We start from the raw sequence: 14149 nt of genomic DNA on the forward strand, positions 1-14149 counted from the left end.
AGTGGATTCTCCTGTTTCTTTAATTTCTGCGCGTGGTTCAGTCATGTTTATCGACTCTCATTGTCATCTTGATTTTCCCGATCTTTCCAGCAACCTTGACGAGGTTCTGGGGAAAATGCGCGAGAACCAGGTCAGCCACGCACTCTGCATAAGCGTCAACCTGGAAGATTTTCCGCGCGTGCGCGCGCTGGCCGAAGCCCATCCTAATTTGTTTGCCTCTGTTGGAGTTCATCCGGATTACGAAAACCTGACCGAGCCGCAGGCTGCGCATCTGGCCTCCCTGGCTGATCATCCCAAGGTCATCGCGATTGGCGAAACCGGGTTGGATTACTTTCGCCTCAAAGGCGATCTGGAGTGGCAGCGGGAGCGTTTCCGCCAGCACATCCGTGCAGCCCGGCAGTGCGGCAAGCCGCTTATTGTCCATACGCGCGCAGCTGCCGAGGATACGCTGCGTATCATGGCCGAGGAGGGCGCGGATAAGGTCGGCGGGGTCATGCATTGCTTTACAGAAAGCTGGGACGTCGCCCAACGGGCGATCGAAATGAATTTTTATATTTCGTTTTCCGGTATCGTTACCTTCAAAAATGCGGTGGCGCTGAAGGACGTGGCAACGCGAATCGAACTGGGAAAAGCGCTGATCGAGACCGATTCTCCATACCTTGCGCCGGTGCCACATCGCGGCAAGACCAACCAGCCTGCGTTTGTCCGGTATGTCGCGGAAGAAATAGCGACACTGCGCGGCATCGCCGTGCATGAAGTTGCTGAAGCCACCAGCACCAATTTCTTTAATTTGTTCAAGGCAGCGAAAATATGAACCCACCAAGAAAATCGTTTTCACTTGCGGGTCTGGCGCTCGTTGCCAGTCTGAGCCAGCCGCCGGTTGCCGTGGGCGGGGTCTACGAAGATCTGCGGGGAGCGGCCGAACAAAATCATACGAGCGACATCGCAAAACTGCTCGCAAAGGGCGCTGATCCCAACACCCCGGACGAAAGCGGCAATACGCTGCTGATGATCGCCGTCCGGAATAACAACGCCGAACTGGTTGACCTGCTGGTGAATGCGGGCGCCAAGCTCAACCTGCGCAACAGGCACGGGGAGACCGCCATTATGCTTGCCAGTTACAGGGGTCTCGGGAATATTGTGGAAACCTTGTATATCAATGGCGCGGAAATCAATCACAAGGGCTGGAACCCTTTGCTTTACGCAGCCAGCGGCGGCCATGCGAGGATTATTGAGTTGCTGCTCGAAGGTGGCGTGCCGGTTAATGCAACCTCGGACAATGGAACCACCCCCCTCATGATGGCGGCGCGCGGCAACCATGTGGCAGCCACCAAGGTTCTGCTGAAGAACGGCGCGAACCCAAACCTGAGGAACGAATGGGGCAAAAGTGCATTGGACTGGGCTTTGAGTAAAAAAAATACCGACCTCGCGGAGTTATTGAAAAGCAACGGTGCCCAGTAACAGTCGCGTACGATCCGGGGCGGTTATTGTCGGGTCGTCAGGTTGTTTCAGGATGGCGATCAATTATTGGGAATGCGCATGAGCGTTATTGGCCTCAATCACTATAATTTGCGCACGCCGCGCCAGTTGATGGAAAAACTGAAAGAGTTTTATTGCGGCGTTCTCGGCCTTGTGCAAGGCCCGCGGCCATCGCTCGGAAGCTTCGGGTATTGGCTTTACGCCGGGAGCGAATGCGTTCTGCACCTGAGCGAGACGGCCCCTGATGAGCTCCGTCCCACGCACACGGCAACCACTCTCGACCATGTTGCCTTTACATGTACGGATCGACCGGAAATGGAGGCGCGTTTGAAACTGAACGATATCGAGTTCCGTACGGGTGCGGTGCCTGCGCTGGGGATTACCCAGCTATTCCTGCAAGACCCGGCGGGAAATGGTATCGAGTTGAGCTTCAAGGAGCCTGTGAACAAGCCGTAAGACCTGTTCCGGATACCGTAACGAATAATGGAACTGATATTCAGCACTGAAGCACTTTTCTTCGTGGCTGCTACTGCTACTATCGCTACGGAGGTACTCAGGAGCGCGACGGCTTTGGAAATTGCCCGTTCCCGAGGCCGGCACATCGCCGAGATTGCGAAGAAGCTTGTACTGGCGCCAGTTCATGCTGAAACCGTCGTTTAAAAAACGAGCCCTGCTATGCCGAGCCCTGCAATGATGAAAGCGCTCAGGAATAAGGTCGCCATTGTCACCGGCTCCTCCCGGGGAATCGGCGCTGAAATAGCCCACACTCTGGCGGGGGCGGGCGCGAAAGTCGTCGTGAATTACACGGTCAATCGGAAAGCAGCCGAAGCGGTCTGCGCCGCAATTAACCAGGCAGGCGGCGAATCGCTGGCGGTAAGAGCCGATGTCAGTCACTCCGTGGAAGCTCGCATACTGTTTGATGCCGCTATCGGGCGCTTCAATCGCGTGGATATCCTTGTCAATAACGCGGGCGTGCTTCTTTCCCGCAGGATTGCCGATATCACCGATGAAGAATTCGATCGGGTGCTGAGCGTAAATACGAAAGGTGTTTTTTATACCCTGCGGGAGGCCGCTACCCGGCTCGCAGATGGGGGGCGCGTGGTCAGCATGTCCAGTACCGTTACCCGGCTGATGCTAGCGAATTATGGCGCTTATGCCGCAAGCAAGGGAGCCGTCGAGCAACTCACGCGCGTCTTCGCAAAGGAAGTTGGGAAACGTGGCATCACTGCCAATATCGTTTCGCCGGGGCCAGTCAATACCGAAATGTTCCTTAACGGAAAGAGCGAGGAAACGATCAAACGTATGGCAAACATGTCGTTTCAGGGACGCGTCGCCGAGCCGGAGGATATCGCCCGCGTGGTGCTCTTTCTGGTGAGCGACGAGTCTGGCTGGGTAACCGGGCAAAACATCAGTGCCAGCGGCGGCGCTGCCTGAGATGACCTGAAGCGAGGCGGGCTGCGACTAGCGACTGGGCCGAAGCGCAAATTTCCGAAGCATCCCATCCCCGGCGCGGTAGTGAGATTACCGATGAAGCAGTGTAACCTGTGCAGTCGTCTCAACCATGACCCGGCTCGCTCCAGGTCTCGCGGGTGTTTCCACCCCTCGTATTCCCTCGGATTTCACCTGATCCATCGCCATGCAGAAGTCTCTCATCTGCATGCAATCCCGCGTCCACTCTCCCGGTTCCGATTCGTTTATCGCGTTTTCCAGCGTCGCGGCGGCGGCGGCCCAATACCCGTGTGCCATCTCCACCATGGCGATTTTGCATCGGGTAACTTGGGCGGGTGGCGCCGCCATCAAAATTTCATGCATCGTTTTCATGATGATTCTCCTGACTCAGACCAAGCTGCTCAAATGCCAATACCAGCGTGCTCTATATTACTTTGACTACAATTCGCCGATTCGGTGCCACAATTATCCAGTATTTCGACGTTTAGACCGTGCCTGAGCATCCAGGCGCTTGTCGGGGAGGCGACAAGCTAAATTTTTTATTTTCAATTAGTTAAATATATATCTTCATCTTTCACATTAATATTAGCGCTCTATCGCCAACTGAAAAAAAATTTTGAAGTAAAAAATAGTTAAGGTCGCTGCGACAGCACTCCCGACAATTGATCAACGATCATCTCCTTGCCGGGAATCAGCTTGAGGCTATATCAGATATAGAGCCATAGCCCAGACAAGATAACCATGGATTTGAGATTGCTGTACAAGTTATGGTTACCCTGGCTGGAATATTCAGATAAGGTGCCGGATAGAATGTATCGCGCCGTACGGTACCGGTCTCCAGCAACACTGTATATCGGTCCAGCTCGACGGGCGACGATGGAAATCAAATGTTCGGCGCGTAACCGTTCACGTAGCGATCTCAACCGTTATTCATCCAGGAAAAAATCATGGAAATGAATCCTTACCTGATCTTCAACGGCCGATGCGAGGCAGCCTTCAAGTTCGATGAGCAGAGCCTGGGCGGTAAAATAGAAATGATGATGACGCATGGCCAATCCCATGGCGGAAGAATCCTCGCCCGAGTCGCGCGGTAAAATCATGCACGCGTGTATTAAAGTGGGCAATAACCTGCTGATGGGCTCGGATGGACCGGCCGGGTGCAACGAGGAAGCCAAGGGCTTCTACATTTCGCTGGGAATAGAAGATCCGACGCAGCGGAGCGGCTGTTCCACGTGTTGTCGCAGAATGGGACAGTGCACATGCCGATGCAGGAAACCTTCTGGGCCGTCCGTTTCGGCATGCTCGTCGATCAATTTGGCACTCCCTGGATGGTGAACTGCGAGAAACAGAAATAACGCAGGTGTACGCTTGCAGGAAACGGATCTCAAGGATCCGACAACACGGGCATGCTGCGGAACTGCCGCAGGGTCACCATCGGTTCAGGTCAACTCCAGATCCCGCGTATCCGCCAGCGGCACACGCGCTGGCAGCGCATCCGCCAGATGGGCCATGACCCGTTCCGCTGTCAGCCTGTAAGTCGTCAGTTTGCCGCCGTAAACAGTAAGCAAACGGGTCGTGCCGGATTGCTCCCGCCGGTGGAGATACAGGACTGTTTCGCGCGAACGGGCATGCAGGGTGCCGGCCTCGCCCTCGGTTCCATTCCTGCCCGATGGCAGTACCCGCAAACCGGCGATGGCGTCGCGGATGGGCACTCCGGTTCGATAGCGCGGGAAATAGCGGCAAAGGGTTTCCATCAGGTAGGCAATCTCACTCGGAAGCGGCGCGACATCCCCCGGATTGCCCTGGAAAATTAATTCAGTTGTCCCCACCAATGTATTTCCTTTCCAGGGCATCACAAACACCACGCGCCTGTCCTCTGCTTCCACATAATAAATTCCTTGTGTGAGCTTGCCGGGCAGGAGAAGATGGGTTCCCTGCACCAGCTCGATCTCGAGCTGTGGCGGTGCGGGTGTAATCCGGCTTAATACTTCCTGTGCCCACGGTCCGGCTGCATTAATCAATACTGCGGCCCCACAGGTTTCGGTTTTTCCGTTATGGCGGTATTCGATAGCGTTGGTGGGTTCATCGAGCAGCGCGCCGGTGAATGTGGCTGGTATCTTGAGTTGCGCCCCCAGTCGCTGGGCCGAACGCATCACCGCGTTCGTCAGCGCTGCATCGTCGGTTTGAGCGTCGTAATACTGAAACACGGCTTCAAGGTCCGTCATCTCCAGTCCATCGAGATTTTTCCATTGGCTTTGCGGAATGCGGCGGAAGCGCATTGCTGGGCCGCCGCCACCTAGCAGCCGGTAAAAACTCAACCCCACGTACAGCATCCACGGCCGCCGCGCAGTATCCCGGTACACGGGAATATAAAATGGCCGGAGCTCGACCAGGCCGGGCGCCAGTTTCAAGAGGAGCGAACGTTCCTGCAGGCATTCGCGCACAAGGGAAAACTGGCGGCTTTCCAGATAACGCAGGCCGCCGTGGATAAGCTTGCTGGAGCGGCTGGAAGTGCCGCTCGCAATTGCCGTCTGCTCGAGCACCATGACCGATAATCCCCGCGCCGCGGCCGCCTGCGCGATACCGGCGCCGTGGATACCACCGCCGATCACTACCACATCGAAGGTTTCTGCCATTCCTGCGACCCTTGGAGTGTCTTTCAATCATTCCAGAGCCTACCTGTATCCTCAACACGCCGCAATGCTCTGCGCCTGACCACAAAGATGTAAGCCGATTTTTTTCATACTGTTGACACATACGGAGGCTATAACAGCAACTTGATGTTATTGTTGATATGAGGACTTCCAAAATGAATTTCATTCAAGAAACCTCCGTTGCCGTGCTCGGCATCTTCAACCACGCGCAACTTGCGCTGCTCGCCGCTTTGCAGGTCAATCCTGCGCCTGAACCTGAAACGAAGGGAATGCTGGTCGCCGCTCTGGCGCTGGTATGTGCAATTGTTCGCCGCGGGAAAGGCGCAAATTGATTAAATCCAGTAGCAATTGCGTCCTGGTGGGTTGAAGCAGGGTTAAAAATCGCTATCCTCGCCCAGGGCCGGGGTGGTCAGAACAATTTTTCCGATATGTACGCCTGACTCCAACAGCGCGTGCGCCTTGGACGCGTCCTCCAGCCGAAAAGTCCGGAAAATTTTAGGCCTCAGTTTTCCCTGCCGCAGCAGCGGCCACACCTGCTGCTCCAGTTCCTGAGCAATCTGGGCTTTTTCCACCACACTGCGGGGCCGCATCAGCGACCCGGTATGCGTAAGCCGTTTGCTCAGCATCGTCATCAGGTCAAGCTCCCTGGCAGGTCCATTCTGCACGCCGATCTGGATAATGCGGCCATTCAGCGCGGCCGCCTGGTAGTTTCTGGCAACGTAATCTCCCGCGACAATATCCACTATGACATCCACCCCTTTGCCACCGGTAAATTTTTTGACTTCCTCGACAAAATCCTGAGTTCGGTAATTGATGGCCAGGCTGGCTCCCAGGGCAAGGCACGCCTTCCCCTTCTCCTCCGAACCGACGGTGACGGCCACGGTGGCGCCGAAGACCTTAGACAGCATCGTGGCGGTGGTGCCAATACCGGAGGCGCCGCCATGAATCAGTACCGTTTCCCCTGCTTGGAGCTTGCCGCGTTGAAAGAGATTGGCCCAGACCGTGAAGAAGGTCTCCGGCAGCGCCGCCGCCTCCACCAGACTCACTGCGCCGGGAACTGGCAGGGCGTTACTTTCATGCGCGACGCAGTACTCCGCATAGCCGCCGCCGGGAACCAGCGCGCAAACCTTGTCGCCCAAATGGAAGCGTACGGTTCCATCGCCCAGTGCCGCGACTTCACCGGCGATTTCGAGTCCTGGAATTGTGGAGGCGCCCCGGGGGGGCCGATATAACGCGCGCCTTTGCAACACATCCGGACGGTTAATCCCGGCCGCCGCAATTTTTACCAGGATTTCGCCGCTCGCTGGGCGGGGTAGTGGGTGTGATGCAGGGACCAGCACCTCGGGACCGCCGGGACGGGCGATGTCGATCGCCTGCATCGTTGCCTGATGGACATCCGATTTGTAAGCCATGCCTATTCCTGCTATAGGTTAACTAGTGGTGGTGGAGAAAGCAGTAACATCGGCCGCAAAGTTCGGGCGGGACCACTAGACCGCCACCACCACCCACTGTGGCGCCACGTCCTCCCCCAAAAAGAGTGGCCAGGTTTCCAGCCGATTAACCACAGAGGGACCGCGGGTGGGAGTCATACTGACGTATAGGGGTTAACCACGGGTTCAAAAATATTGTCGGTTCCAAATATCGAGGTGCGCTATGAAAATTCTCATTGTTCTGACGTCTCACGACCAACTCGGCAACACCGGAAAAAAAACCGGCTTCTGGCTGGAAGAATTCACCACGCCCTATTACATATTGAAGGATGCAGGAGCGGAGGTCGCGCTGGCCTCGCCTAAGGGCGGTGAGCCGCCCATTGACCCGATAAGCGACCTGCCCGAAAATCTTACCCTTTCAACAAAACGCTTTCACGCCGATACTGCTGCACAGGCTGAACTCGCCAACACCAAAGCGCTGGCTCAGGTTTCGGCAGAAGACTTCGATGCGGTGTTTTATCCGGGAGGGCACGGCCCGATGTGGGACATGCCCGACAACACGGTCTCCATTGCGTTGATTGAAGCTTTCGACAAAGCCGGCAAACCCATCGTGGCAGTTTGTCATGGCCCGACCGCTCTCGTCAACGTGCGGGGGAAAGAGTGCGATTATATGATTAGAGGAAAGCACGTCACGGGCTTTTCCAACGAGGAAGAAGATGACGTGGGCTGCAGCGAAATCGTTCCCTTTTTGCTGGAAGACGGATTAAAGGAAAGGGGAGCCGTTTTTAGCAAGAGTGACAACTGGGCTCCTTACGTCCAGGTGAATGGCCAGCTGATAACCGGACAGAACCCGGCCTCTGCTGGCCCGGCAGCGGAAGCGCTGCTGCAGTTGCTGCATGCCGCCTGAAGTGCTGCACCGAAGGATCGTGTGTAACCGGACATCCCTGCCATGTGGAGCATATGGAGCATAAGGAGCTAACAGGCGAGGGGGAGGGGGAGGCGCCGTTACGTGCTGACGACTGCCTCTCCTGAAGAGCTTGGCACTGGGAAGCACCCCAAAAACCGGGAGGTTCAGCGTGGATAGCGGCGAATGGTATTTTAATGTGGGCTACGTAGAGCTGGGGTATGCGGCGTTGGTGGTCGGCATTTACGTTGCCTTGCATTTTTTCGCCCGGCTCAAGCGTGTTTTCGACCTTTCGTCCCACGCGACCGACGAGAAAGGCATATTGCTGGGCCTGCTAGGGTTAGCCATCGTACTTTTCATCATAAACCGGGTACTGGGCGATCTCTGGTAGTGCCAGAACACCTGCTAAATAAGCCCACCGAATAAACCCACCCATCAGCCCTCCCGAATAAGCCCATGGGGAGGACGGGGGAGGCGAACTTGAATTACCATGTGCCAGAATTTCTAGGTGCTCCAATTTCTAGGTCCCCGATCCAGTACGATGGTAGTTGGCAGTCATGAACTGGTGCCACGTTCCGTCATCGCCCAGCATGTGTGACGTCAGCACCCGATGATCATCGCTTTTAAATTCGATCACATCCTTGTATTTCCCGAGCTTCCCTTCCGCGGTGAAGCTAGGACCCTCGGCATTGAGCGTGAGCACTTTCTCCGACGCATCCAGGGATCCATCGTATATCCAAAGGTGAGACATCATGGAGCCAATCCAGGTGCCAACGACCCGTCGTTTCTGCGGGTCGTACCCAAGCGTCATCACCGTAACCGCGGTGCCCCCTGTGTCGCCAGCGTCGCACATCTGGCCGCGTCCCTCGCACTGCACCCAGAAGCCGCCTATCGACCGCACGCTTTCCGATCCGGTAAACTTTTCCGCTGGCTTATCGGGCCCCATTATTGCCTCTACCTCGTAAGTCCATTCGCCGACAAGTTTTTGCAGCCATTGGTGTTCTTTCTCGGGCTTGAACTGCATGAGCATCTCCTGTTTGTGCTAAGAACTGAAATTGTAACGTCTTCGGCTGGAATGGAAAACCCGCCCCCACGCAAAGTGCCATGCCGCTAACAGATGAAATAGTCGTCAAACCGCGGCCTTTCAAGCTCTCGCATATATTGGAACGAGAACCCCGGATAAATGCCGATGATTTTCCCCGACTCGGTTTTGTACCAGCTTCTGCAATCGGCAGCCCATACCGATTTCCGTAGTATCTTCTGTAATTCCTGGTTATACCGGTCCATGGCCGCGGGCTTCACGACAAGATAGCGTTTCCCCTGCGTCCCGAGTTCCTGGATGCATCGCAGCGTATAGTTCACCTGCGCTTCTATAAAAAGGATTGCGGAGGTGTGCCCTTGTCCGGTGTTCGGACCAAGAAGCATAAAAAAATTGGGGAAACCTGCGACCGTTACCCCGCGATACGCTTCCGGCTCACCTGCCCAGGCTTGCTCCAGCAGGCATCCGTCCAGCCCTTCTATTCTCATCGATGTCAGCACATGTCTCACGTCGAACCCGGTCGCGCAGACAATCGCATCCACGTCACGCCTGCCCTCGTCGATGGTGACGATGCCGGTTTGATCGATATGATCAATCGGTGTAGTAATCAACTCCACGTTGGAGCGGGTTAGGGCAGGGTAGTAGTCATTGGAAAGCAGGACCCGCTTGCACCCGAAGGGATAGCCGGGCCGCAGGGCATCGCGCAATTTTTTGTGGGGCACCTGACGGCGCAGGTGAATCTCGGCCAGCGCACGCCCCACCCTCGCCATCAAACTTCCCGAATTGAAGGACAGCCGGTTCAGCTCATGGAACCAGTAGAGAAACGACCGGTGGGCCCGCGCAATGGGCCCTATCCGAAACAGCGCCTTTTCCCAGGGTGCATATTTATGGCTCAGCCTGGGGATGATCCAATTGGGAGAGCGCTGGCAAACATAAAGCTTGGCAACCATGAGGGCGAGGCGAGGGATAATCTGCAGCGCGCTGGCTGCGGTACCGATCACCGCAACGCGCTTGCCCTCGAAGCAGTAGTCATGATCCCAGCGAGCAGAATGGAACAGGCGGCCCTTATATTTATCCAACCCGGGAATAGCCGGGTGACGCGGCTCGCTCAGTGGTCCTGCACTGCATACGAAAAAGTTGGCTGTCAGTTGATGGCCATTTTCAAGTTGCAACAACCACAGTCCGCGTTGAGCATCGAATCGCGCCGCGGTCAACGTAGTGTTCAATCGAATGTGCGAGAGAACGTCGAACTTTGCCGCAAATCGTGCCAGGTATTGGTGTATTTCACGTTGCGGCGCGTACGCCTGTGACCAGTCGGGATTGAGATTGAATGAGTACGAGTAGAGATGGGAGCGAACATCGCACTCTGCCCCCGGATACGTACTATCCCACCAGGTGCCGCCAATCCCCGCGGACTTTTCGACAATGACGAACGACGTTATTCCTGCCCTGCGCAGCGCGCTGCCCATGCAAAGGCCCGAGACGCCGGCCCCAAGGATTACGACATGGTACGAACTGCTTGCTTGCCGGTCATTATCGATATTTGCGCTGGATTGCATGAGTTTGGCTTATTTCCTCCAGTTTTAAAAAAGGTCGGTGGTTTGGCGCATTTTAACCCTTGCACCGCCGATTGTTCTCCGCTGACCGGGGTTATGGCGTTAAGTTTCCCTCCCTTTTTTCTCAGGCATTCGGAAAGGACGCATCAAGCAGTAGGAATTCACCGCTTAAGACCGCACTCGTAATCGATGGTCTTTGCGATTACGCAAAATATCGACGTGGTGAATGAAAGCAGAACCGGAAAGGGTGGCGCAGGAGGAGGTGGCGGCTGGCGGCCCGCTGCCTCCAATACCATCTGAGGAGTATTGCGCGCAGGAGGTGGCGGCGGGACCAGAGATATCAATACGAGTGAAGTGCTCGATTCATTCCTGCGCATGGAGCGTTAGCCATCGGCCATCACGCAGCGGCGGGATAATAAAACCAACGGCGGCCCATCGCCCGATCTCAACCAGCCTGAAAAAGAAGGAGGGAATAGGGCGTTCTTTCATCCCTCCTCAAAAGGAAGCTCGAGGTGTGAACTGACATTAACCGCACTTATGCTGCATACTTTACAAGTAACCCACTCGACGGATTGGTAGCAACTCGAGCATCTTTGATTTATTATTTGCCGGGATCGCGCATCTCATCAACTACTGGCTGAATCTTTTCGGCATGTTCGAGATGTGAAGCAACTGCAGCACGCACCTTGACCAGCAAGGCCTGCAATTCTTCGTTTTTTGCGCTGGGTAATAATTTCTCGTCTATCAAGTTCAGTACTTGCTTGTGAAACACAATCTCGTCCTGGATATAAGCCTTGTTGAAGAGCTTGCCATCCAGCTTGCTGAGTCGGTCCAGATTCTTTTGGCCATCTGATCTAACACTCTTGCTCACGACATTTTCCTCTGGCGTAACCTTCAGCTTCGTGACAAGTGCCGTTGCCTCCTTGATAACACCGGAGTGATCGGCAATCATGCGGTGGGCGAATGCTTTGACTTCCCGATTGGATGATTTCGATTCCGCCAGCTTGGCGGCGTTGATATCGACCTCATTAGCAGCCACCGCAATAGCGGCAATTTGCGCGTCGTCTAGCGTAGCCGGGGCGGCAGCCACTTCAAATGTTGAAATAAATAAAGCGATAGCGAGAATAAATGAATTTTTCATTGGAAACCTCTTAAAGTTAATTGGAATTCGCCTCCCGAAAAGTGGCGAGCCACCCCGCCCTTATCCGTCAGCCACAGGGTTAGTGAAAGAACGCAGGTAACTCAGCCACTAATTCAATGTTCGACCAAGGATTCTCGCTCAGCTCTCACGCTTTACCCTTCATGCCGCTATTTCGTCGACTCAGTTTTTCCCATGCTTGCGCAAGTATGATATCTGCACTCGTTTGCCGCGCCAGCTTTGTCACTCCGTGGCGCCTCAGCAATTGATAAACCGTGGATGTCGAAACCGGCCTGCCTATGCATTGTTCAAGTTCGGCCTTCAATTCTGCAATAGACAAGGTACCGGGATCTTTTGCCTGGGCGACGAAACGCGCCAGGAACTTCACCTCTTCAGCCAGGCTCATCCGTGCATGATTTCGCAACTCCTTTTTGCTTCTGATCTGTAACGCACCAGTTTCTATTCGCTGAAACTGTGTCCTGAGCTTTCCCGTACGGCTCTTGGATAATCCAATAACCGTAGCCGTCTCTTCAAGCGATAGCCCAAACTCCAGGGGAAGGAGCAGTGCCTGTGCAGCACGCAGGGCATCCACAGTTTTGGCTGATGCGATTCTCTCCTTTGCAGCTTTTATGAACTCTCGTCCCGTAGGAGGTCTAGCCATTTTTCACGCCCAATCAAGTTAAGATTATGAATCGCAGCCGGTCTCCCCGGAATTCAGTTTGATCCCAAAATTGATTTCCGCGGACCGCATCTGCTCAACTCCAGCTCAGTATGAACGCTCGGGCCCTGTAACCCACTGACAATCCGAGACGATGCACATTCCTCCGAAGTCTCTTAATCTGGGGTGAAGCATATTGACGATTTTCTCCGCCTGGGCTTCTTCACAGGCTATTACCATCACCGCGTTTTCATCCTCAAAAACGTAGTCATCCGGATCTCGCTCCCCCCGCGAGCCAAGCCCGCCGGCCTTTTTGATGACTGTGTAGCCACGCACGTTGGCTTCCCGAAGCAGTTTGATCACTTCTCTTAACGATTCTTCGTCAATGACAATTTCGATCCGTTTCATCGATATTAAAATTTCTGGTCTTAATGCCATGATTTCTTCCCCCAATGTTTACATGATGGTCTGGATTTGAGATCACTCTGGTAAGTATCGGAGACTTCTCCGGAGAATCCCAACGAGTGGCGCATTCAATTGAACTGGCTTTGCCTTATCGCCGCTTTTCCCGGCGCCTGGCGGCGGTTTTTTACAACCGCCGCCATTATTCTCCGATTTCCCGTTTAGGCCCCCGCCAGATACTGGGCAGCAGCGTAATAGGATGGAATGCCAACGACTACATTGAACGGGAAAGTACACCCGAGCGATAGAGTCAGGTAAAACGAGGGATTAGCCTCGGGTATCGCAAGTCGCATCGCGGGGGGGACTGCGATATAGGAACAGCTTGCCGCCAGCACCGTCACCAGGGTCACGCCACCTACCGAGTAGTGGAGATAGTAATGACCTAACAGAAGTCCGAAAAAAGCACCGATCAGTGGCATCCCTATCCCGAATCCGACCAGGAAGACACCAACCTGCTTGAACTCAGACAGTCTTTTCCCGGCTTCCATCCCCATGTCGCAGAGGAATATGCATAGCGCGCCCATGAAAATCAGTTCAAAGAACGGTTCGATCTTCTTGTAGCTGGTATCGGACACAGCGGCGCCAATCGCCATGGACCCAAACAGCAGCAGGATACTGCCATTGGTAAAGGCCTCTATGATCAGGTGCTTGTACATGCCTTTGTCCTGCTTTGTCGCCCCTCCCATAACCTTGCGAGAGTAACCGGCTAGTACCAGGCCAATCATGATCGCGGGAGACTCCATGATTGCCAGCATGATTACGGGGTAAGCTTCGTAGGTAACGCCGATGCCGCCAAGAAACGCGACCGCCGTCATGTACGTGCCCGCGCTCACGGAACCATAATGCGCCGAGATGGCCGCAGCGTTGAGCGGATCGATCTTGCCCAGGGCTCGCAGGATAATGTACGCAATGATAGGCAGTCCGACACCAAACGCGAGCGCTGCCCAGACTGCGGGAAGGGCATCACCCATATTGGAGCTGGCGAGCGCTTTGCCGCCATGAAGTCCGATTCCGATCAGCAGATAGATCACGATCATCTTGTGCATGTCAGGCGGAAATTTCAGATCCGACTTGATTATGCACGCGAACATGCCGAGGGCAAAAAAGAGTATCGCTGGTACGAGAAGACTGGAGATTGACATGGTTATACCCCTCTTTTAATAAAAGTGGCTGCCTGGACCCCATCATTTCCCATCCATGACAAAGTCATGGCAGGTAACGCTGGAACCAGTAAAGCCGGACGTGAATTACGCTGACGGGAAAGTTAACATACCGTCCGTCAAGGAAAGATTTTGTATCTGTGATCAATTTGTGAATGTTCAAACTGTTAAAAGTATTTAAAGTTGGCCATAAACCCAGCCTTCCAATTACGCTATTTCG

At 54.6% G+C, this 14149-nt stretch carries 19 protein-coding genes; 9 read left to right on the forward strand and 10 right to left on the reverse strand.

The features are described from left to right. The first annotated feature begins 43 nt into the window (after positions 1–43). From C8R31_RS06055 to C8R31_RS06070, 5 genes are all read left to right on the forward strand, one after another. The gene (locus C8R31_RS06055) at positions 44–814 is read left to right on the forward strand and encodes a TatD family hydrolase (protein WP_107693152.1); all 771 of its coding nucleotides are present in this window, start codon (positions 44–46) and stop codon (positions 812–814) included. Further along, positions 811–1461, forward strand: coding sequence for an ankyrin repeat domain-containing protein (locus C8R31_RS06060; RefSeq protein WP_107693153.1), 651 nt, complete (start codon positions 811–813; stop codon positions 1459–1461). Before C8R31_RS06055 ends, C8R31_RS06060 begins: the two co-directional genes overlap by 4 nt. 78 nt (positions 1462–1539) lie before the next feature. Next, positions 1540–1935 carry a VOC family protein gene (locus C8R31_RS06065; protein ID WP_107693484.1) on the forward strand — a complete coding sequence of 132 codons (396 nt, stop codon included), beginning with the start codon at positions 1540–1542 and terminating at the stop codon, positions 1933–1935. A gap of 27 nt (positions 1936–1962) precedes the next feature. Further along, positions 1963–2139 carry a hypothetical protein gene (locus C8R31_RS16015; RefSeq protein ID WP_181320462.1) on the forward strand — a complete coding sequence of 59 codons (177 nt, stop codon included), beginning with the start codon at positions 1963–1965 and terminating at the stop codon, positions 2137–2139. Between the two features lie 15 nt (positions 2140–2154). Then, a complete protein-coding gene (locus tag C8R31_RS06070; protein WP_258192580.1) occupies positions 2155–2913 on the forward strand; it encodes an SDR family oxidoreductase in 759 nt (252 codons plus the stop codon). An 87-nt stretch (positions 2914–3000) separates the two neighbouring features. Here the strand turns inward: C8R31_RS06070 and C8R31_RS06075 are convergent, their stop codons facing one another. Then, complete coding sequence (locus C8R31_RS06075; RefSeq protein WP_107693154.1) at positions 3001–3300, reverse strand: hypothetical protein; 300 nt, start codon at positions 3298–3300, stop codon at positions 3001–3003. Positions 3301–3875: 575 nt separating this feature from the next. Here C8R31_RS06075 and C8R31_RS16195 point away from each other — a divergent pair. Continuing rightward, the gene (locus tag C8R31_RS16195; protein WP_219907458.1) at positions 3876–4022 is read left to right on the forward strand and encodes a hypothetical protein; all 147 of its coding nucleotides are present in this window, start codon (positions 3876–3878) and stop codon (positions 4020–4022) included. Positions 4023–4367: 345 nt separating this feature from the next. Here C8R31_RS16195 and C8R31_RS06085 read toward each other — a convergent pair whose 3' ends face one another. Beyond that, positions 4368–5564: a glycerol-3-phosphate dehydrogenase/oxidase gene (locus tag C8R31_RS06085; RefSeq protein WP_107693155.1), complete on the reverse strand. Its 1197-nt coding sequence runs from the start codon at positions 5562–5564 to the stop codon at positions 4368–4370. 173 nt (positions 5565–5737) lie between these two features. On the opposite strand from C8R31_RS06085, the gene C8R31_RS16020 reads away from it, so the two are divergent. Continuing rightward, positions 5738–5914 (forward strand): hypothetical protein, encoded by a 177-nt coding sequence (locus C8R31_RS16020; protein WP_181320463.1) that lies wholly within the window; start codon positions 5738–5740, stop codon positions 5912–5914. A gap of 42 nt (positions 5915–5956) precedes the next feature. Here the strand turns inward: C8R31_RS16020 and C8R31_RS06090 are convergent, their stop codons facing one another. Further along, positions 5957–6994 carry an NAD(P)H-quinone oxidoreductase gene (locus C8R31_RS06090; RefSeq protein ID WP_258192581.1) on the reverse strand — a complete coding sequence of 346 codons (1038 nt, stop codon included), beginning with the start codon at positions 6992–6994 and terminating at the stop codon, positions 5957–5959. Between the two features lie 241 nt (positions 6995–7235). Between C8R31_RS06090 and C8R31_RS06095 the strand changes: the two genes are divergently transcribed. Both C8R31_RS06095 and C8R31_RS06100 read left to right on the forward strand, forming a co-directional pair. After that, positions 7236–7919: a type 1 glutamine amidotransferase domain-containing protein gene (locus tag C8R31_RS06095; protein WP_107693156.1), complete on the forward strand. Its 684-nt coding sequence runs from the start codon at positions 7236–7238 to the stop codon at positions 7917–7919. A 169-nt stretch (positions 7920–8088) separates the two neighbouring features. Then, positions 8089–8307 carry a hypothetical protein gene (locus tag C8R31_RS06100; RefSeq protein ID WP_107693157.1) on the forward strand — a complete coding sequence of 73 codons (219 nt, stop codon included), beginning with the start codon at positions 8089–8091 and terminating at the stop codon, positions 8305–8307. A gap of 129 nt (positions 8308–8436) precedes the next feature. Here C8R31_RS06100 and C8R31_RS06105 read toward each other — a convergent pair whose 3' ends face one another. The 7 genes from C8R31_RS06105 to C8R31_RS06130 all read right to left on the reverse strand — a co-directional run bounded on the left by C8R31_RS06105 (position 8437) and on the right by C8R31_RS06130 (position 13911). Beyond that, positions 8437–8940: a DUF1579 domain-containing protein gene (locus C8R31_RS06105; protein ID WP_107693158.1), complete on the reverse strand. Its 504-nt coding sequence runs from the start codon at positions 8938–8940 to the stop codon at positions 8437–8439. Positions 8941–9026: 86 nt separating this feature from the next. Beyond that, complete coding sequence (locus C8R31_RS06110) at positions 9027–10514, reverse strand: NAD(P)/FAD-dependent oxidoreductase (RefSeq protein ID WP_107693159.1); 1488 nt, start codon at positions 10512–10514, stop codon at positions 9027–9029. 360 nt (positions 10515–10874) lie between these two features. Next, positions 10875–11000 carry a hypothetical protein gene (locus C8R31_RS16490; protein WP_258192582.1) on the reverse strand — a complete coding sequence of 42 codons (126 nt, stop codon included), beginning with the start codon at positions 10998–11000 and terminating at the stop codon, positions 10875–10877. A gap of 112 nt (positions 11001–11112) precedes the next feature. Beyond that, on the reverse strand, positions 11113–11652 hold the full coding sequence (locus C8R31_RS06115) for a DUF4142 domain-containing protein (protein WP_107693160.1): 540 nt from the start codon (positions 11650–11652) through the stop codon (positions 11113–11115). A 145-nt stretch (positions 11653–11797) separates the two neighbouring features. Beyond that, the gene (locus C8R31_RS06120) at positions 11798–12310 is read right to left on the reverse strand and encodes a hypothetical protein (RefSeq protein ID WP_107693161.1); all 513 of its coding nucleotides are present in this window, start codon (positions 12308–12310) and stop codon (positions 11798–11800) included. 105 nt (positions 12311–12415) lie between these two features. Then, the gene (locus C8R31_RS06125) at positions 12416–12745 is read right to left on the reverse strand and encodes a PG0541 family transporter-associated protein (protein WP_181320465.1); all 330 of its coding nucleotides are present in this window, start codon (positions 12743–12745) and stop codon (positions 12416–12418) included. Positions 12746–12930: 185 nt separating this feature from the next. Further along, positions 12931–13911: a sodium-dependent bicarbonate transport family permease gene (locus tag C8R31_RS06130; RefSeq protein WP_107693162.1), complete on the reverse strand. Its 981-nt coding sequence runs from the start codon at positions 13909–13911 to the stop codon at positions 12931–12933. Positions 13912–14149: the final 238 nt, after the last annotated feature.

The organism is Nitrosospira sp. Nsp2 (assembly GCF_003050965.1).
GTDB lineage: Bacteria > Pseudomonadota > Gammaproteobacteria > Burkholderiales > Nitrosomonadaceae > Nitrosospira.